At 64.8% G+C, this 18,310-nt stretch carries 21 protein-coding genes; 12 read left to right on the top strand and 9 right to left on the bottom strand.

From position 1 onward, the window contains the following. Positions 1 to 3: 3 nt before the first annotated feature. The 3 genes from ACKWRH_RS28685 (at position 4) to ACKWRH_RS28675 (ending at position 1,634) form a co-directional block, all read left to right on the top strand. On the top strand, positions 4 to 486 hold the full coding sequence (locus ACKWRH_RS28685; RefSeq protein ID WP_445216254.1) for a DUF5680 domain-containing protein: 483 nt from the start codon (positions 4 to 6) through the stop codon (positions 484 to 486). Between the two features lie 105 nt (positions 487 to 591). Further along, positions 592 to 1,008, top strand: a complete 417-nt coding sequence (locus ACKWRH_RS28680) for a VOC family protein (RefSeq protein ID WP_445216253.1) — start codon at positions 592 to 594, stop codon at positions 1,006 to 1,008. A gap of 113 nt (positions 1,009 to 1,121) precedes the next feature. Then, on the top strand, positions 1,122 to 1,634 hold the full coding sequence (locus ACKWRH_RS28675) for a hypothetical protein (RefSeq protein WP_445216252.1): 513 nt from the start codon (positions 1,122 to 1,124) through the stop codon (positions 1,632 to 1,634). A 14-nt stretch (positions 1,635 to 1,648) separates the two neighbouring features. On the opposite strand, the gene ACKWRH_RS28670 is transcribed toward ACKWRH_RS28675, so the two are convergent. Continuing rightward, positions 1,649 to 2,002, bottom strand: a complete 354-nt coding sequence (locus tag ACKWRH_RS28670; RefSeq protein ID WP_445216251.1) for a cupin domain-containing protein — start codon at positions 2,000 to 2,002, stop codon at positions 1,649 to 1,651. A gap of 284 nt (positions 2,003 to 2,286) precedes the next feature. Between ACKWRH_RS28670 and ACKWRH_RS28665 the strand changes: the two genes are divergently transcribed. After that, entirely contained in the window at positions 2,287 to 4,260 is a 1,974-nt protein-coding gene (locus ACKWRH_RS28665) for a DEAD/DEAH box helicase (RefSeq protein ID WP_445216250.1), read from the top strand. A 77-nt stretch (positions 4,261 to 4,337) separates the two neighbouring features. On the opposite strand, the gene ACKWRH_RS28660 is transcribed toward ACKWRH_RS28665, so the two are convergent. Together ACKWRH_RS28660 and ACKWRH_RS28655 are read right to left on the bottom strand one after the other, a co-directional pair. Continuing rightward, positions 4,338 to 4,634, bottom strand: a complete 297-nt coding sequence (locus tag ACKWRH_RS28660; RefSeq protein WP_445216249.1) for a hypothetical protein — start codon at positions 4,632 to 4,634, stop codon at positions 4,338 to 4,340. A 127-nt stretch (positions 4,635 to 4,761) separates the two neighbouring features. After that, entirely contained in the window at positions 4,762 to 5,268 is a 507-nt protein-coding gene (locus tag ACKWRH_RS28655; RefSeq protein ID WP_445222491.1) for a GNAT family N-acetyltransferase, read from the bottom strand. Between the two features lie 147 nt (positions 5,269 to 5,415). Here ACKWRH_RS28655 and ACKWRH_RS28650 point away from each other — a divergent pair, with 147 nt between their 5' ends. Beyond that, on the top strand, positions 5,416 to 5,802 hold the full coding sequence (locus ACKWRH_RS28650; RefSeq protein WP_282521159.1) for a COG4315 family predicted lipoprotein: 387 nt from the start codon (positions 5,416 to 5,418) through the stop codon (positions 5,800 to 5,802). Positions 5,803 to 6,337: 535 nt separating this feature from the next. Further along, a complete protein-coding gene (locus ACKWRH_RS28645) occupies positions 6,338 to 6,823 on the top strand; it encodes a phasin (protein ID WP_445216248.1) in 486 nt (161 codons plus the stop codon). A 277-nt stretch (positions 6,824 to 7,100) separates the two neighbouring features. Here ACKWRH_RS28645 and ACKWRH_RS28640 read toward each other — a convergent pair whose 3' ends face one another. The 3 genes from ACKWRH_RS28640 to ACKWRH_RS28630 form a co-directional block, all read right to left on the bottom strand. After that, a complete protein-coding gene (locus ACKWRH_RS28640) occupies positions 7,101 to 7,895 on the bottom strand; it encodes a Crp/Fnr family transcriptional regulator (protein ID WP_445222490.1) in 795 nt (264 codons plus the stop codon). A gap of 308 nt (positions 7,896 to 8,203) precedes the next feature. Continuing rightward, positions 8,204 to 8,626, bottom strand: coding sequence for a cupin domain-containing protein (locus ACKWRH_RS28635; protein WP_445216247.1), 423 nt, complete (start codon positions 8,624 to 8,626; stop codon positions 8,204 to 8,206). Positions 8,627 to 8,689: 63 nt separating this feature from the next. Next, positions 8,690 to 9,244 carry a PAS domain-containing protein gene (locus tag ACKWRH_RS28630; RefSeq protein WP_445216246.1) on the bottom strand — a complete coding sequence of 185 codons (555 nt, stop codon included), beginning with the start codon at positions 9,242 to 9,244 and terminating at the stop codon, positions 8,690 to 8,692. Between the two features lie 468 nt (positions 9,245 to 9,712). On the opposite strand from ACKWRH_RS28630, the gene ACKWRH_RS28625 reads away from it, so the two are divergent. Beyond that, a complete protein-coding gene (locus ACKWRH_RS28625) occupies positions 9,713 to 10,519 on the top strand; it encodes a rhomboid family intramembrane serine protease (protein WP_071912648.1) in 807 nt (268 codons plus the stop codon). Between the two features lie 190 nt (positions 10,520 to 10,709). Next, on the top strand, positions 10,710 to 11,138 hold the full coding sequence (locus ACKWRH_RS28620) for a CBS domain-containing protein (protein ID WP_445216245.1): 429 nt from the start codon (positions 10,710 to 10,712) through the stop codon (positions 11,136 to 11,138). 6 nt (positions 11,139 to 11,144) lie between these two features. Here the strand turns inward: ACKWRH_RS28620 and ACKWRH_RS28615 are convergent, their stop codons facing one another. Continuing rightward, positions 11,145 to 12,188: a patatin-like phospholipase family protein gene (locus ACKWRH_RS28615; RefSeq protein WP_445216244.1), complete on the bottom strand. Its 1,044-nt coding sequence runs from the start codon at positions 12,186 to 12,188 to the stop codon at positions 11,145 to 11,147. A 244-nt stretch (positions 12,189 to 12,432) separates the two neighbouring features. On the opposite strand from ACKWRH_RS28615, the gene ACKWRH_RS28610 reads away from it, so the two are divergent. Continuing rightward, positions 12,433 to 13,506: a hypothetical protein gene (locus ACKWRH_RS28610; RefSeq protein WP_445216243.1), complete on the top strand. Its 1,074-nt coding sequence runs from the start codon at positions 12,433 to 12,435 to the stop codon at positions 13,504 to 13,506. A gap of 131 nt (positions 13,507 to 13,637) precedes the next feature. Here ACKWRH_RS28610 and ACKWRH_RS28605 read toward each other — a convergent pair whose 3' ends face one another. After that, positions 13,638 to 14,531, bottom strand: coding sequence for a LysR family transcriptional regulator (locus ACKWRH_RS28605; protein ID WP_445216242.1), 894 nt, complete (start codon positions 14,529 to 14,531; stop codon positions 13,638 to 13,640). 103 nt (positions 14,532 to 14,634) lie between these two features. Here ACKWRH_RS28605 and ACKWRH_RS28600 point away from each other — a divergent pair, with 103 nt between their 5' ends. Further along, positions 14,635 to 15,618 carry an aldo/keto reductase gene (locus ACKWRH_RS28600; protein WP_445216241.1) on the top strand — a complete coding sequence of 328 codons (984 nt, stop codon included), beginning with the start codon at positions 14,635 to 14,637 and terminating at the stop codon, positions 15,616 to 15,618. A gap of 264 nt (positions 15,619 to 15,882) precedes the next feature. Continuing rightward, complete coding sequence (locus ACKWRH_RS28595; protein ID WP_014494328.1) at positions 15,883 to 16,113, top strand: hypothetical protein; 231 nt, start codon at positions 15,883 to 15,885, stop codon at positions 16,111 to 16,113. A 44-nt stretch (positions 16,114 to 16,157) separates the two neighbouring features. On the opposite strand, the gene ACKWRH_RS28590 is transcribed toward ACKWRH_RS28595, so the two are convergent. Beyond that, positions 16,158 to 17,132: a zinc-dependent alcohol dehydrogenase family protein gene (locus tag ACKWRH_RS28590; RefSeq protein ID WP_445222489.1), complete on the bottom strand. Its 975-nt coding sequence runs from the start codon at positions 17,130 to 17,132 to the stop codon at positions 16,158 to 16,160. A gap of 120 nt (positions 17,133 to 17,252) precedes the next feature. On the opposite strand from ACKWRH_RS28590, the gene ACKWRH_RS28585 reads away from it, so the two are divergent. Beyond that, positions 17,253 to 18,113 carry a LysR family transcriptional regulator gene (locus ACKWRH_RS28585; RefSeq protein WP_445222488.1) on the top strand — a complete coding sequence of 287 codons (861 nt, stop codon included), beginning with the start codon at positions 17,253 to 17,255 and terminating at the stop codon, positions 18,111 to 18,113. Positions 18,114 to 18,310: the final 197 nt, after the last annotated feature.

Here is an 18,310-nt window from a genome sequence, read left to right as displayed (position 1 = left end):
ACAATGCCGTCCATTCCCGCCGATCTCGCAGCGTTTCTGGTCGAAGCCAAGCGGCGCACCTATGCGGGGCTGGACGACGACGCGACCGTGGCCGCGCCGCTGCTCGCCGGCTCCAAGCAGCTCGAACATCGCGCGCCACCTTATGCCTATCGCGATATCTATTTCGGGATGGGATTTTTCGTTGGCCAAGAGACCGTGTCACGGGATGACCGCGTCATCTGGTCGATGAGCTACAGCGGCGGCGCCCGCGCGGACATCACGGATCTGGACACGCTGCACGAGGTCTACAAATTCCTGCGCCAGGCGCTGCTGGGCGTACGGGTCGAGGAGCCGTATCGGGGGCCGCGCCTGTTCCAGCAGGGCGGCATGATCTACCGCAACGAGGTCGAAGGCTCGCTCGACCGTTTCCATGGCGTCGAGACGATCTCGCGGCACGATGGCGCGCCGCTGTACGAGTTGCGCTATAGCGGTGGTTTGTTGCGATAGTTCTTGAACCTTGTAGCCCGGATGGAGCGAAGCGTAATCCGGGGCCGCCGGTCCCGCATTCCGCTTCATGCGGGCTACCAGCCTGAGATTGGAATGAGGGCTACCATGACAGACGAACCTAACCCGCGCACCCGCTCCCCCTTCCACGCCATTCGCGCGATCGACTACACCGTCATCTTCGTGCGCGACATGGCGGCGATGCGCCGGTTCTACGAGGACGTTCCCGCCTTTCCGCTGCTGCGCGAGCTCTCGCCGAACTGGATCGAATACGGCCTGGGCGGCAATACGTTGGCGCTGGCACGACCGAGCCGGACCGCGGCCGACGCGCCGACACCGGCGGGCAGCGCCTCGCTGCAACTGGCCTTCAAGGTCTCCGCGGCTGAGGTCGATGCATGCGCCGACGAACTCGTACGGCACGGCGTTGCGCTGCTCTCGCCGCCGACGAACCAGTCGTTTGGGCATCGGACGCTGTTCTTCCGGGATGCCGATGGCAATCTTTTGGAGGTCTATGCGGAGCTCTGAGCGCGCAGAGGCCGACCGATGCCCAAAAAGTTCCATCGGAAATCCTCCAACTATTCACGCCGAGGTGAAACTTAGGCCCAGGTTCCGGCTTTTCACTTTGCGGGAGAGGTATCGTGAAGCGAATCCTGAAGCCCGTCACTTACATCCTGGCCGCCATCTACTTCCTAGTGGATGCGGTCTTCATGGCCGTGGCGCGGCCAATTTCGCGCTGGATTGGGCGGCATTTTGAATTCAAGCGGTTGCGGGCCTGGATCAGGTCGCTGCCCCCTTATCCCTCGCTCGCCCTGTTTTCCGTGCCCGTGATCATTCTGGAGCCGATCAAGCCGGTGGCGGCTTACCTTGCGGCAACCGGTCAGGTCCTCAGCGGTGCCGTGACTTTCATCATCGGCGAACTGCTCAAGCTCGTGCTGGTCGAGCGCCTGTTCCATCTTACGCGCGACAAGCTGATGCGGATTCCGGCGTTCGCCTGGGCGTACGGCAAGTTCTCCGAGATGAAGGCGTGGCTGCAGGCAACCGAAGCCTGGCGCGCCGTCCGCGCCTTGAGCCGCGCGGCGAGAGACACTGTGGCGTGGGTGAGAGCAAGGCTGATCGGCCGCTTCAGCAAGCTGGTGACCTCCAGGGACTAGACCCGCCGCAGACTTTACGCGAGCTTGCGTGCTGCGGCGGAGGCCTTGTCGCCCGTGTTCGGGGTGCCGGTCGGCTCGATGAGCATGAGGTGAACCTCCTCGCGTGCCACCGGGCGATGCTCGACACCTTTGGGCACGACATAGAGTTTGCCCGGACCGAGCGTCACGGTGCGATCCCGCAATTCGATGTCGAGACTGCCTTTCAGGACGAGAAAGAAATCGTCGGTGTCGTCATGCTTGTGCCAGGTGAACTCGCCCTTCACCTTCACCACCATCACGTCGCAATCGTTGAAGGTCGTGACCGTGCGCGGCGACCAGAAATCCCCAAAGGTCGCGAGTTTGTCGGCGAGCGATATTTTGTCGGCCATGTTTCACCCCGCTGCTCTCTCGTGAGGCACGATTTGGGATCGGACGGCCGGCACGGCAAGATCGTATCCGTTAACCGGTCGAGGTGGCCGCGAACGTCCGCCGCAACCTTCAGGCGCGGCTCTTTCCGTCAAGCCATGCATCATAGGCATGGTGATTTCAGAGCACTTGGCGTAAAGAGCGCCCTGATCACATCCAGCGTGCGGCCGGGCCGTTTGCCGCGCACGCAACTCAGGTCCGCCGGTTCACCGTTCCGCGCCTGAAATTAACCAAGGTTCTCCATCCCGTGTCTTTTCCGGCCCTGACCCCGCCGCTCGCCCTCGCTTTGGCCGAGCGGAACTATGATTCACCCACTCCCGTCCAGCTCGCCGTGCTCGCGGACGAAGCCGCCGACCGCGACCTCCTGGTTTCGGCCCAGACCGGCTCCGGCAAGACCCTCGCTTATGGCCTCGCCATGGCCAGGGATCTGTTTGGCGATGCCGAGCGGTTCGAGCAGGCCGGGGCGCCGCTCGCCCTGATCGTGGCGCCGACCCGCGAACTCGCCTTGCAGGTTCAGCGCGAACTGGCGTGGCTGTATGAACATGCCGGCGGGCGGGTCGTCTCCTGCGTCGGCGGCATGGATCCGCGGCGCGAGCAGCGCGAGCTTGCGGCGGGCGCTCATATCGTCGTCGGCACGCCCGGCCGGCTCTGCGATCATTTGCGGCGCGGCCGTCTCGACATCTCGGAATTGAAGGTGGTCGTCCTCGACGAGGCCGACGAGATGCTCAATCTCGGCTTTCGCGAGGACATGGAATTCATCCTCAAGACCACGCCGGACACACGCCGTACTTTGCTGTTCTCGGCGACGTTTCCGCGCGGCATCGTGGCGCTGGCCAAGCAATATCAGCAGCAGGCGTTTCGGATCGAGGTCGCCGGCGATGAAGGCGGTCACGCCGACATCGAGTACCGCGCCATCCGGGTCGCCCCCGGTGATGTCGAACATGCCGTCGTCAACGTGCTGCGCTTCTTCGAGTCGCCGAGCGCACTGGTGTTTTGCAGCACGCGCGATGGCGTCAGGCATTTGCAGGCGGCGCTGCTGGAGCGCGGCTTCTCCGTGGTCGCGCTATCAGGCGAATTGACGCAGAACGAGCGTACCACGGCGCTCCAGTCGCTCCGGGACGGACGCGCCCGCGTCTGCGTGGCGACCGACGTCGCCGCCCGCGGCATCGACCTGCCGAGCCTCGACCTCGTCATCCATGCCGACCTGCCCAACGATGCCGAGGTCATGCAGCATCGCTCGGGCCGCACCGGTCGTGCGGGCCGCAAGGGGACAAGCGTCCTGCTGGTGCCGCCCGCGCGGCGGCGGCGCGCGGAGCTGCTGCTCAATCTCTCGGGTATCGAGGCGGTCTGGGGCACCGCGCCGCAAGCGGAGGAAATCCGCAAGCTCGATCACGAGCGCATGAAGGACGTGTTGTTCACCGAGGAGACGACCGCGGACGATCTGGTGCTGGCGCAGGCGCTGCTGGCCGAGAGGTCGGCCGAGGATATCGCGGCCGCACTCGCGCGGCTCTATCGCGCGCGGCTGCCGTCGCCCGAAGACATCATCGATCCCGGCGAGCGAGCCGGCCGGCCGCGCGACGATCGCGGGCGCGACAATGTCCGCGCACCGCGCGACGATGCCCGTGCTTCGCGCGGCGATGATCGCCCCGAAAGGCCTCGACCCAAATCAGGAAAATCGTCGGCGAAACACGGCATGGCGGACGGCAGTGTCTGGTTCCGGGCCAACATCGGACGAAGAAAGAATGCGGAAGCACGCTGGCTCTTGCCGATGATTTGCCGCCGCGGCGGTATCGACAAGGGCGACATCGGCGCAATCAAGATCATGGACACGACGACCGAGTTCGAAATTTCCGAGCGGGTCGCGGAATCCTTCGCTGCCAAGATCAAGCGTCCGGACAAGGAAGACAATATCCGCCTCGAACCGATGACGGATGCGCCGCAGCGGCAGGCGCCTTCGGAAGAGCGGTCAAGGCCGCCCCGGCGCGAGAGCGGCGACAGCGATCATCGCGAACGTCGCGACGATCGCCCGCGCGATGCTGCTGGATTCAAGCCCCGCGACAAGGCTCACGGCGAGCGCAGGCCGAAATTCGACGATGCCCCTTCGTTCGGAAAGAAAAAGAAGCACAAGAACAAGCCTGGCCGTGCCGAGCCGGCGGTCACGCCGTGGCCGTTAAAGGGCGCGCCTGGAAAAAAGAAGGCGAAGAAAAAGCATCGGGGCTGAACTGCGCCTGACCGTGCAGACAGCAATGATGCCGCCGGATTACGCCGGCGGCATCATCTGAAAAGTCAGCTGCGAACTCAGCGGCCACCGCCGCCCCCGCCACCACCTCCGCCGCCGCCGCCACCGCCGGCATCACGCATCGCCGAGCTGTAGCGGGGGTCGGTCTGCTTCATGTAGATGGGCGAGGTGTCGTGAGTGAGGTTGACGCGGCTTCTGCTGCCCGGGGTCGACGTCTCGACCAGGATACCGCAGCCCTCGAAGAATGCGGAATCGCAGCCATAGGTCCGGACCTGCGCCGCGTTGGCACTGGTCGCGTTGAACGCGGCCGCCGCAGCGAATGCAATCAAAGCGACTTTCGACAATGTGAGTTTCAAGGAAATTCTCCAGTCTCGGTTCGGCGAGACCAGAACGGCCCGCGCGCACCTTCGACGGGGGCTGATCGAAGCCGGTTCGAGGGGCGGCTTCACGCCCGCGTGAGCCGGGGCGGCCGGGCAGGGGACGTTATGTCGCAGCGAGGTCGCGGAGCATGTAGGTCGCGCCTTCGCCGTAGGAGACGAGCTTTGCGCGCGCTTCCGCATCCGCCGCGACGGGCCGAAAGCCGAGATGCTCCCACAACGGCCGTGTGGCGTAGACCGAGACCAGTGCGAGCGTTGTGATGTGTGATGCGCGCGCCAGCTTCTCGATAGCGGCAACATAATCGCGCGCGACGCCACCGCGGAAATCGGGCAGCACGGCGACGTCATGCACGTAGAGACAATCCGCATCATCGGGCAATTTTTGCAGCAAGCCGTTGAGCGGTGGAATGCGGTGCTGCTTCCACGGATGCGCGAGCCCGTAGCCGGCAATCTCTTCGTCGGCGATGAGCAGACGGCAGCCATCGGGATAGAGCCGCATCTTCTCCGCGAACACGTCGGGACTCTCGGGAAGATCAGGATGGATCCGCGCTGCGATCGCGCTGATCGCGACCAGGTCGGAGGCGCGCGCGGGACGCCAATGCGGCTTGCTCATGTCGGTCCGTTGGTCGGTCTCACCCATTCCAGTTTATTCCGTCGCGTCGATGTGCGCAGCGAAAAATATCTTTGCCGCGATCCCAGGAATACGAAGCGTTGCGCGGCGTCCTACCCCATGCAAGCCAATTGCATGACAGGAGATACCATGACGTCCTCGATCCGCCTCGCGCTCACGCTCGCCGTATCGCTCGCCATCATCCCCGCTGCCTTCGCCGCGCCGCCGACCAAGACCGGCAAGTCCGACAAGGGCAACGTGCTCACCGACGCCAAGGGCATGACGCTCTACACCTTCGACAAGGATGCGGACGGCAAGTCGGCCTGCAACGGACCTTGTGCGACAAACTGGCCGGTGCTGAAGGCCGAGGCGAGCGATGCCGCGGGCGACGGCTACACCGTCATCACGCGCGACGACGGATCCAGGCAGTGGGCTTACAAGGGCAAGCCGCTCTACACCTTCGCCAAGGACCAGAAGCCCGGCGACATCACCGGCGACGGCTTTCTGAACGGTGCCTGGCACCTGGCGATGCCGTGAGCGGACAATCCGCCGGGGGAATACGAGGTGGTGTCTGAAATTTGACGAGATGCCACCGGTCTCGTGCCCGGACGCAGCACAGCGCCGTATTGGCGATGCGATGTATCGTTCAATGCGGTGCGCTGCGGAGCGGCTCCATCAACTCGCAATCAACCAATGACAGGGCGCCATCTGGAAACGGCGGAATCCACGCCGTGCACCCAGAGGAAGGCCACCAGCGCCGGCGTCTCCGAACCGCTCGCCGGACTGATCTCAAGTTGGCGGAAGTCATCGCGACAACTTCAAAGAAGCAAAACGCCGCCCGTGGCGCGTTGTCGCTTGGATCGAATTTATTCAAGTCGAGAGTCCGAAAGCGAACCGAAGACCCTACTTTGGTTGGTCATAGTTGGCTCCGGCGGGGGCGAGAGCATCACATCGGCAGCAGCATCCCTCCATCTTGAGAGTAGGGGCACGGGTTTCCCGGTGCAGCCCGCACCAGGGAGCTTCTGGGAGTCTTCGATCCATTATCTGGTTTCGCGTGAGGGAATGAATGACCATGAATGATGCCAATCTGAAAGCCGAGACGAACGCCGCTGCGGTCAATGGGCCGGCGAATGGCGGTGCAATGCCCAGGTTCGACCTGCCATTTTTCAACTTCCAGGCGATCTTCGGCGATCTCGCCGAGCAAGGCGCCGCGCGGGCCAAGGCAAATTTAGAGCGGATGAAGGCGGCTTCCGACGAGATCAACGAAGCTCTCCGCGAAGCCTGTTCGACCAATGCCACGCGTGCCGCCGATTACGGCACCAAGGTCATCGAAATATCAAACATCAATACCAGCTCCGCGCTGGAATTCATGTCCCAGCTTGCAAATGCGAAGTCGTTCGCGGATGTCGTGAACCTCTCCACCACCCACAGCCGCAAGACCTTTGAAGCGGCTTCTCGCCAAAACCGGGAGCTTTGGGACCTCGCCCAGAAGGTCGCAACCGAGACGGCCGAGCCGATCAAGAAGAGCTTCAACCGGGTTCTGCATAGGGCTGCTTGAATCGAGGCGACCGGCCGCGTGGATCGGCTGGACGAGCGTCTTCGCCAGAAGAGACGCCGTTCAGCCGAGGCGGCGAAGCCTTGCCGTGAGGTGATGCCAAGCTGGAGGAAATCAGGATGGGTATGGTGATGATTAAATGCCCGGAAACGGGCCGCGCCATTTCGACGGGCATCGAGATGGATCGTGAAAGATTTCGGAGCAGTACGGTGTTCTTTTCGCGCACATATTGCGGGATGTGCGCGGCGACGCACGAATGGTTCGCCAGGGAGGCCTGGGTCTATGAATCGGTCTTGGCGAACGGGAGGTCCGGGGGTGGGCAGCCGTTCCGCGCGGGCACGGCGTGAAGCAGCCTGACGGCATCCTGCGAGACGATCCGATCGATCCTGCGGCTCATCACCTTGTAGCATTCGCATGCGACGACCTCGAGCCGGCGCCTGTCGATCTCGAGTTGGCCGCGTCGATTGGATTTGATTGCCCTTGACGCGCGAAGTGCGCTGACGACGTGCGTGACCGTGGTACGCCGGACGCCGAGCAATTCCGACAACGTCTCTTGCGTCAAGGGCAGGACGTCACCGCCGCCATCCGTCCGATCGTGAATGTGCAGCAGCCAGCGGGCGAGGCGCGCTTCGACGGAGTGCAGTGCATTGCAGGCCGCGACGTGCAGGAATTGCGTCATCATCGCCCTGGCGGCGATCTGAACCGCGCTTGCGAGGGCGGGACTGCGCGCGAGCGTCGCGTGAAATCGCGCGGGGGAGATCTGCAGTGCGGTCCCGGCCACGCGGACAACCGCTGTCAGGGGAGATCGTACGGGGCCGAGCGCCGTCATGAGGCCGACAACGCCGTCGTTGCCGATCACGGCGGTCGCGGCCGTCTGCCCGTTCGGCAACTCCATGATGAGGGCGATCGCGCCGCTGCACGGGAAGCAAAGGTGTTCGATCCGGTCGCCCGATCGAACCAGGACTGCGTCGCGCTGGAGCGGTACTTTCCGAAGATGCGGTGCAAGCAAGGCAAAGTCGGCCGGCGGTAAAGCAGCTAACAGGCGATTACCAACTCTGGTCGCGTGCTCCATCACGGGTAATCGTCCCTCGACGGAGGCCCGGCGGCTAGCAAACGCATCGGCTCCGCCGAGCCGCGTTGCCGTGCAGACACTTGCCCGGCAGACAGAAAAACGTACCAGCGCAGGTAAGGTTCCGATGGTGGATCGCAAGCCTGCGCGCCGGCGCGTCCGTCGCCATCTCCAGCGATGATGATCGGGCCGTTTGCCCACGCTGCGCGCACGGCACGAGCGTTGCTCTACCTCAGCCCCTCATACACCATCAGCCCGCGAACGATTTGCAGCGGGCAGATGGCTACGCGATCAGCCGGCGCGGCAAGCCTTGCTCACGCAGCCGGCACCAATCCGTAGCGCAGCATCGTCTCTTTCATCTTCGCGGGATCGGGTGGTGCGCCGGCCGACAGGAGTGCGCTCATCTCCGTGAAATATTGCGGGCCCAGCACCCCGGGGCTCAGGATGCACAGGCATGTCGCCGGGCCCGTCGAACGGTTGGTAAAGCCGTGCACGATGCCGCGCTTGATGAAGACCGATTCTCCGGGGCCGAGATCGTTCTGCTTGCCGTCGATCGTCCAGGTCGATACGCCGGACAGCCCGTAGATGGTTTCGTCCCAACGGTCGTGATAATGCGGGATCGGCATCCGCGCATTCGGCTGGAGCGCCATTTCGAAGATGTCGACGCTGCCGCCGGTGTCGTCCTTGCTGTGCAGGAAGCGGAGCTGAAGCGTACCGAAATCGATCATGTCGGACATGGCTGTGTCATCCGGTGAGAGGTTGCATCGAAGTCGCGTCGTTCGCCCACATCGGAGCGAAAATTACCTCAGCCCCTCATACACCATCAGCCCGCGCGCGATCTGCAATTTGCGGATTGCGCGCGGCAGCAGCTTCTCCGGCTGGTGCAGATAGCGCCAGGAGGTGAGGGCGAATGCGGACAACGCGCCGCATTCGTCGTTGAACGGTGCGAGCACGCCGGTGACACTCACCGGCGTATGCGGGCGGGCGTTGAAGGGCAGCAGCAGCAGCTCGAGATGCGCCTTGGTGCCGTCCTCGCGCGCGGCGGTGATTCCGGCGATCGCACCTAACGTCTCGTCGGCGACGATGGTGGTGATCTCCTCGATCTCGCTGCGGCTGGCCTCGGTGAACAGCGCCGCAAAGCTCTGGTCCTTGAGGTCGAGCCCCGCGAGCGCGCAGACGCGCGTGCCGGCGACGCGGAACGGGAAGCCGAGGTTTTGCTCGCAGGACAGCACGAAGATATCGCCGAGCAGGCCGCGGACCGCGGCCGGATCGATATCGGCCCGATCAGGGGCCCGCGCAGTGCCGCGCTTCTTGTCCCAATACGCGAAGAACGCGCGGCTCGACGGATGTTTCATGACTGAACGCTTACCCCGGGGCGCTAGCTCGCGGGACAAACCTGTCCCGCTTCAGTGCACCCGCGATCCCTCTCGTTGTTGTGCAGGAGGGGATTTGCAGCGTCCATGCCGTGGAGGCGTTTTCGTGCCCCCGGAGGCCGTCTTTGCGTCGTTAACGTTAAATTAACTATGCGCTTTCCGTCCGGCAGCCCCGCTGCTATGGTGATCGCGGTCGCAAGCCTCGCCGCTTTCATCCAGGTTCTCGGCGGGGCCTGTACACGGGCGTCAAACAGTTTGGTCGCGGGCCGCGGGGAGGGGTGGGGATACACCTTATTCCTCTGGGTACCGGAAGACCGACACGGACAGGCAGGGCTTTCCCAGGGCCCTGCCTTTTCCTTTTGTGCACTTGCGCAAGGCCGGCAAAGGCGACTATCTCCAAGGCCTGTCGTTAAGCCTGTCGCTCCGATCGCGCCTGAAAGCGAAGCTGCCTTGGATTCCCCGCAAGATTCTCCGCCGGAGCTGCCGGCCGTTGTCGAGGAAGCTCCGCGCGAGCCGATCCTGACGCTGCCGGTCGCGCTGACCGCCTACATCCTCCTTTTGGCGGTGATCCATCTGCGGGTGCTGCTGCCGCCGGAGCTCGAGAACTGGACCATCGACGTCTTCGGCTTCATCCCGAAGCGGTACGATTCCTCGCTGCTCAATTTGCAGATCCCCGGCGGGGCCGGCGCCAAGGTCTGGACTTTCGTCACCTATTCGCTGCTGCACGCCAATCTGACCCATCTCGGCTTCAACGTGCTGTGGCTGCTGCCGTTCGGCAGCGCGCTGGCGCGGCGCTTTGGCGCGATCAGGTTCTTCCTGTTTCTCGCGGTGACGGCAGCCGCCGGCGCGCTCGCCCATCTCGTCACCCATGAGCACGCGGTGGCGCCGATGATCGGCGCCTCGGCCTCGGTGTCCGGCGCGATGGCGGCGGCGATCCGCTTTGCCTTTGTCCGCGGCAGCTTCCTGTCGTTCAGCCGATCAGACGCCGATACCGCCGCAAGGGTTCCGGCTCTGCCGCTGTCGCGCGCGCTGCGCGACGGGCGGGTGGTCGGTTTCCTCGCCGTCTGGTTCGGCGTCAACATCATCTTCGGGGTCGGCGCGATCGGCGTCGATTCGGAAACCACGAGCGTCGCTTGGCAGGCACATATCGGCGGTTTCTTCGCGGGCCTTCTGCTGTTCGCGCTGTTCGATCCCGTGCCGCGCGTGCGAAACGATGCTGCGGATGCGTCATCACAGGACATTTCAAACCGTATTTGAAGCGGCGCTTGCGGCGCCGCCCGAATTCATCCATCATTCCCGAGAAGAATGTTCCGAAGCGACAAGCCGCTAGCGGCGATGCTTCGCAAAGCGCCTCAGCGTGCAACCGGCGCCTAAACTGTTAGTTGAAGACTCGAAGATCAAGTCCGGACCGCGAAATGCGGACGGATCCGATTCAGGGAGGCCGACAATGACGGTACGTTCCATTCTCAACACTAAGGGCCACCAGATCATGAGCGTCGAGCCCGACGCCAAGCTGGCTGCCGCGGTCAAACTGCTCGGCGAGAAGAAGATCGGCGCGGTGCTGGTGATGAACCAGAGCCGGCTCGAAGGCATCCTGTCCGAGCGCGACATCGTGCGCGTGATCGGCGAGCGCGGCGCCGGCGCGCTGGAGGAGCCGGTCTCTCAGGTCATGACCCGCAAGGTCGTGACCTGCAAGGAGACCGACACGGTCGCCGAGCTGATGGAGACGATGACCACCGGCAAGTTCCGCCATCTGCCCGTCCTCGACGGCGGCAAGGTGGTGGGCCTGATCTCGATCGGCGACATCGTCAAGCGCCGCGTCCAGGAATACGAGGCCGAGCAGGAAGCCCTGCGCGACTACATCAAGACGGCCTGAGCGGCCTCACTCGTCTGCCTTGGACTCGCCCGCTTTGGGCGCGTGGCCCGCGGGCGCCGGCGCGAGCACCTCGATCGCCTCCTGGATCGACTCCAGCGCGCGCTCGGCGGCGCGGGTGCCGTGCGCGATCAGATCCTCGCCGCGGTGGAAGTCGAACCAGCCGAAATGACCGACCCGCGGCGTGATCAGGAGATCGGGCGGATCGCCGGCGAGGCGCGCGCGGGTAATGCGGTCCTGCATGATGTTGAAGGCGTCGACCATCACCGAGGAGATGCCTGGCCGTCCGGCGCCGCCGAAGAACTCGCGCTTCATGGTTTTCTCGGGCGAGAACAATCGCGGAAAGCGCCGCTTCGCCGTCGTCGCCTCGGCCGCGGGCGGGACCGTCTCGGGCACCGCGCCGTGCGAATAGATCGTCGTGGAATGGGTGAAGATGTCGCTGGAAAGATTTGCGGCGATGACGATTTCGGCGCCGAGCGCGCGGGCGGCCGAGACCGGCACCGGATTCACCAGCGCACCGTCGACCAGCCAGCGGTCACCGATCAGGACCGGCGAGAAGATGCCCGGCAGGGCGTAGGAGGCGCGCATGGCGTCGACCACGCGGCCGCGCGTCAGCCAGATCTCGTGGCCGGTACGGACCTCGGTTGCGACGGCGGCGAACTTGATCGGAAGATCCTCGATCAGGGTCTGGCCGACCGCATCCTCGAGCCGGGTTGCCAGCTTCTCACCGCCGATCAGGCCGGAGCCGCTCAATCGGATGTCGAGATAGCCGAGGATGTTGCGCATCCCCTGCAGGCTGCGTCCCCACTCCTGCAGCGTATCGAGCCGGCCGGCCGCATAGAGACCGCCTACCACGGCGCCGATCGAGGTGCCGACCACGACGTCAGGCACGATGCCGTTGGCGGCCAGGGTTCTCAGGATACCGATATGGGCAAAGCCGCGCGCTGCGCCACCGCCGAGCGCCAGGCCAATGACCGGCCGTCGCACGCTGCCAAGACCGACCTTCTCTCCATTGGAGCCGTTCACGCCCCGACCCTTCAAGATATCAAGCACCGAAACCCTCCTACCCCGGGCCAGCCCTCACACCAGAGTAGGCGCCGTACCTCCGCTCCGCCAGAACGAGGGCAAAGCATGGTTTATACCGTTCGGGAAGCAGGGGGCAGGAGTGTGGCGAGGACCAGCTGCCTCCCGTTTAATCACGCAGGCGTCAACCGGGTTCCAAAGAACCGTATCGGGCCGTATCCCCTGGGGATTCGGAGGCTTGAATTTGCCGCGTTTTCGGTGAAAAGCAGGTGGCATGACTCTCGGGGGTGACGGCATCATCGGATGGCGGCGCAGCACATCGCTGCTGCCGAGGTTGATCCTTGCTGCTTGCCTCTATACCCTTGGTCAAAATGCTGCGCAGGCGCAGCTTTTCTCCGATCGCCCGCCCCCGGTGCCGCCCGCCTCGGTGCCCGACCCCGGCGGCGCTGTCAGCCTCGCGCCCCCCTCCGGCCCGGGCGCTGCGCCGCCGAGCCTGCCGCCGACCCTGCTCCAGCCGAATACGCCCAGCATGCCGCCGCCCGCGGTCAGCACCGTGCCGGCGGCCCCGCCGCTCAACGCGGCCGTGCCCGGCCAGGGCGTTCTGTCGCTGACTGCGAAATACGGCAAGGACACACCCGCGATCACCAGCGGCCTGGTCTGGCGCGTGTTTGCCGACCGTCCTGACGAGAACGGCACCTTCAAGCTGATCCGCGAGGATCGGAACGCCACGCCGAACATCGTGTTGCCGCCGGGCAATTACGTCGTGCACGTCGCCTTTGGCCTCGTCAGCGCGGTGCGCACCGTCAGCCTGAAGGCCGAGACCGACCGCGAATCCTTCGTGCTGCCGGCCGGCGGCCTGCGCATCGAGGGGCGCGTCGGCACCAGCCGCATTCCGCAGAACCAGATCTCGTTCGCGATCTACAAGGGCAGCCAGTTCGAGTCCGGCGAGCGCGCCTCGCTGGTGCCGAACGTCGCCGCCGGCGACGTCGTGCTGATCCCGGAGGGCACCTACTACATCATCTCCAATTATGGCGACGCCAATTCGGTGGTGCGCTCGGACATCCGCGTCCAGGCCGGCAAGCTCACCGACGTCACCATCACCCACCGCGCCGCCGTGATCACGCTCAAGCTGGTCAGCGACAGGGGCGGCGAGGCGCTCGCCAACACCGCCTGGTCGGTGCTGACCCCCGGCGGCGACGTCATCAAGGAATCCATCGGCGCCTTCCCGCGCGTCGTGCTCTCCGAAGGCGAATACCGCGCCATCGCCAAGAACGAGGGCAAGGTCTACGAGCGCGGCTTCAACGTCGTCAACGGCGTCGACGGCGAAGTGGAAGTGGTCGCGCGCTGATCTGGCCGATATGGCGTCGGGTCTCTCCACATCGTCATTGCGAGCGCAGCGAAGCAATCCAGAGTCCCTCCGCGGTAAGATTCTGGATTGCTTCGCTGCGCTCGCAATGACGAGGAGGAGGGCCGCGCCCCTCACTTCCTATACCTCAGCGCCTCCACCAGCACGGCGAACGCCGGCGTCGGCTGCCGCCGACTCGGATAATAGAGGTGATAGCCCGCAAACGGTGCGCACCAGTCGGCGAGCACGCGGATCAGCCGGCCGTCGGCGATCTCGCGCTTGACGAGATCGTCGGGGATATAGGCAAGGCCAAGCCCCGCCAGCACGGCATTCACCCTGAGCAGGCCGGTGTTGAACACGAGCTGGCCGTCGACCCGCACCTTCATGGCGCGGCCGCGCTTCTCGAACTCCCAGGCATAGATCCCGCCATAGGTCGGCAGACGGAGGTTGATGCAATTGTGCTCGGTGAGATCCTGCGGCAGCTTCGGCTTGCCTCGCGCGGCGAAATAGGCGGGCGCGCCGACCACGGCCATGCGCATCTCGGGCCCGATCCGCACCGCGATCATGTCCCTGGCGACCTGCTCGCCGAGGCGTACGCCGGCGTCGTAGCGCTCGGCGACGATATCGGTCAGGCCATAGTCGACGACGAGCTCGACCTTGATATCGGGGTAGCGCGGCAGCAGCTTTGCGATCGCCGGCCACAGCACCGTCTGCGCGGCGTGCTCGCCGGTGGTGATGCGGACGGTGCCTGCCGGCGTCTCGCGGAGCGCGGTCAACGCCGACAACTCTGCGTCGATCTCCACAAAGCGCGGCCCGACATTGCGGAGCAGACGTTCGCCCGCTTCCGTTGGCGCGACGCTGCGGGTGGTGCGGGTGAGCAGCCGCAGGCAGAGCCGTTCCTCCAGGCCGCGCACAGTGTGGCTGAGCGCCGACTGCGACACACCGAGCTGGGCTGCCGCGCGGGTAAAGCTGCGCTCGCGCGCGACCGCAAGGAAGGCCAGGAGGTCATTGACGTTGGTGCGGGTCATTCATGAATCCATCTCATCAGTACATACCGCTTTTATCATCTAATCGCAGGCCGGCGCGTGGCCTAAATTCGCTGCCGAACACGCACTTCAAGGAGAGCTGACGATGCAGATGCGAAAACTGGGCAAAAGCGGCCTCGAGGTCTCGGCCCTGGGCCTCGGCTGCATGGGCCTGAGCTACGGCTATGGCCCGGCGACCGAGACGTCGCAGGCGATCGCGCTGATCAGGACCGCCCGCGCGCGCGGTGTGACCTTCTTCGACACCGCCGAGGCGTATGGGCCCTTTGCCAACGAGGAGCTGCTCGGCGAGGCGCTTCAGCCATTCCGCGACAAGGTCGTGATCGCCACCAAGTTCGGCTTCAAGGGCGGCAAGGTCGAGGCCGGGCTCGACAGCCGGCCCGCCAACGTCAAGGCGGTGGCGGAGGCGGCGCTGAAGCGGCTCAAGACCGATCGCATCGATCTGCTCTACCAGCACCGCGTCGATCCCGACGTGCCGGTCGAGGACACCGCTGGCGCGGTCAAGGACCTGATCCAGGCGGGCAAGGTGCTGCATTTTGGCCTGTCGGAGGCGGGCGCGCAGACCATTCGCCGCGCGCACGCGGTACAGCCCGTGACCGCATTGCAAAGCGAGTATTCGCTGTGGTGGCGCGAGCCGGAGCAGGAGATTTTGCCGACGCTGGAAGAGCTCGGCATCGGCTTCGTTCCGTTCAGTCCGCTCGGCAAGGGTTTTCTCACCGGCGCGATCACCGAGAGCACGACGTTCGATGCGAGTGACTTCCGCAACATCGTGCCGCGCTTCTCATCCAGCGCACGCAAATCCAATCAGACCCTCGTCGATCTGCTCGGCGAGATCGCCGCAACGAAGAAAGCGACGCCGGCGCAGATCGCGTTGGCCTGGCTGCTCGCGCAGAAGCCGTGGATCGTGCCGATCCCCGGCACCACCAAGCTGCACCGGCTCGAGGAAAATCTCGACGCGGCCGCAGTGACCCTGTCGGACGCGGATCTCACTGCAATTGCAGGGGTGCTGTCCAAGGTAGCCGTGCAGGGCGACCGCTATCCTGCGCATCTCCAGGCGCGAGTCGGCCGCTGAGCTGCGGCGTGAATGCCCGGTGAGCGTTCGCTTACCGGGCATACGCGTCTTGTGTTCCGACTTGAATACCTTTGCCAGCGCGACCAGGCAGCGTCGAAGAAATCGATAAACACCGCCAGCGCAGGCTTATTCCACAAGCGTCGCGACTTCGTCATAGGCGGTGGAAGATACGGATTTCCGATAATCAATTTTATTCTCTTTCCGTCCTGCTGCGCTATATGTCGGGCATCCGTCTAACGGGGGAGGCCGGAGCAGGCGTAGACCTTGCGAGACCGGCAGAAGCAGGGGACCAAGCCCGTCGGCATGTTTGAAGTGATCATCACCAGGCGTAAGCGGTTTGGCTGGCGATGGCAGGTGTGCCAGTCCGGCAAGATATTTGCCGATGGCTTCGAGCGCACCCGGCCGTCCGCCAAGTATCATGGCGAGCGCGCATTGTTCTTCCTGCTGTCGCAGGCTTACCTGCGCAATCGCTCCGCGGCGGCCAGCGAGGACTAGCGGCGGGTGCAGCAGACAGCTCCATCCGGGCTACGAGCCCCACCTCAGATGTCGACGACCAGCTTGCCCTTGACGGCGTGATCCCGGATCAGAGCGTAGGCATCGCCAACACTCTCCAGCGTGAAGCGCCTTGCATCGACCAGCGGCGCGAGCTTGCCGGCTTCAACCAGGCGCGTCGCTTCCGCCATGATCTCACCGTGATGCGCGCGGCCTTCGCCTGATAGCAGCGGCAGCAGCGTGAACACGCCGGAATAGCTGGCGGCGCGGAACGACAGCGGCGCAAGCGCATGCGTGCCCCAGCCAAGCGCGCTCACCACATGGCCAAAACGGCGCACGGCTTCGAAGGAGGCGTCGAGCACCTTGCCGCCGATGGTGTCGTAGACGATGTCGAAGCCGCGGCCGCTGGTATGCTCTGCAACGTAAGCTTCGATCGCAGTGCCGCGGTCGATAAATACAGCGCCAAAGCCTTCGATGGTGGCGCGCTGCGCTGCCGAACCGGTCGCGAACACATCTGCTCCGAAGGCGCGCGAGATCTGGATCGCGACATGGCCGACGCCGCCGGCACCGCCATGAATCAAAACCTTCTGGCCGGCCTTCAGCGCCGCGCGATCGATCAGACCTTCCCAGGCCGTGATGAAGATCAGCGGCAGGGCGGCCGCTTCGCGCATGCTGAGATTGGCAGGCTTGAGCGCCAGCAGGTCGGCATCGACCGCGGCGAACTCAGCGAGAGATCCCGGCACGCCGCCGACGCCGCCGGTCATGCCATAGACCTCGTCACCCGGCTTGAAGCGTGTCACGTCGCGCCCGGTCTGCTCGACCACGCCGGCGAGATCGATTCCGAGAATGGCGGGTAGCGGATGACGCGCATGTGCTGCCGCGCCGGCATGAATCTTGGCGTCGAGCGGATTGACCCCGCTCGCATGCACCCGCACCAGCACCTCGCGCGGCCCGACCTCGGGCGTGGAGACGGTTGAGAGGCGCAGCGGCGCGTTGTGGGTCTCCAGGATCGCCGCCCGCATCGTCGATTGTCTCGTCATGATCGTCTTGCTCCGTTGTCGGTTCCAATATGCTCATGAATTTTTGCATGAGAAGGAACAAGAATGTGCGATGATCGTGCATTTCTGTATGAGGTCATTTCGATGGACTGGAGCGATCTGCGCGTCTTCCTGGCGATTGCGCGCGAAGGCACACTCGGGGCTGCCGCGCGCAAGATCGGCCAGACCCAGCCGACGATGGGGCGGCGGCTTCGCGCGCTCGAAACCGCGCTGGGACAAACGCTGTTTCAGCGCACCGCCGATGGTTTTGTGCTGACCGACGAGGGCGCCGCCGTGCTGCGCCACGCCGAGCGGATCGAGGAGGAGGCGCTCGCGCTTCAGCGCCACGCCTCGGGTGTGGAGACGCAGCTCGACGGCATGCTGCGCCTGTCGTCGTCGGACTGGTTCGGCACGGTGATGCTGTCGCCGGTGATCGCCGCCTTCGGCAAGCGCCATCCCAAGGTGATCGTCGAGCTCCTGACCGACGCGCGCCTCTATAGCCTGCCGCGGCGCGAGGCCGATCTCGTCTTCCGCATCAAGCCGTTCAGCGAACCCGAGGTGATCTCGAGAAAACTGCTCCACATTCCCTACGCGCTCTATGGCAGGAAGGGCAGCAAGCCGCCGCGCGCCGGCGACGGAAGCGGCGCCCGTGTCGTCACCATGAATGCCGAATTCGCCGACATGCCAGATGCGATCTGGTTGAAGCGCACGCTGCCGAATGCGGAGATCGCCTCGCGCAGCAACAACCGGCAGGCGCAGGCAGAGCTGTGTGCCGGCGGCGGCGGGTTCGCCGTGCTGCCACGCCCCCTCGGCGACCGCGACCGCCGTCTCGTCGCGCTCGACATCGGCGCGACGCCGCCCGGCCGCGACACGTTTGTCGGCTATCACCGCGATCTCAGGCGCCTGGCGCGCCTGCGCGCGCTGCTCGATCTGGTGATTGAAAGGTTGGCGGGCACAGCTCCGTAGCCCGGATCGAGCAAATCGCAATCCGGAGACCACCGTGTCCGCTCTCGCGAAACAAGCCACGAGGATGTGAAGGTGTGTCTGCGGGGCGTAGGATGGGTAGAGCACTTGCGAAACCCATCATGCTTCCGCGTAGGCAAAGTGTGATGGGTTTCGCTTCGCTCTACCCATTCTACCAACTGTCACCCACCCTCCGTCAT

This window comes from Bradyrhizobium sp. Pa8 (assembly GCF_052588265.1).
This window is presented reverse-complemented; position numbering and strand designations above follow the sequence as displayed.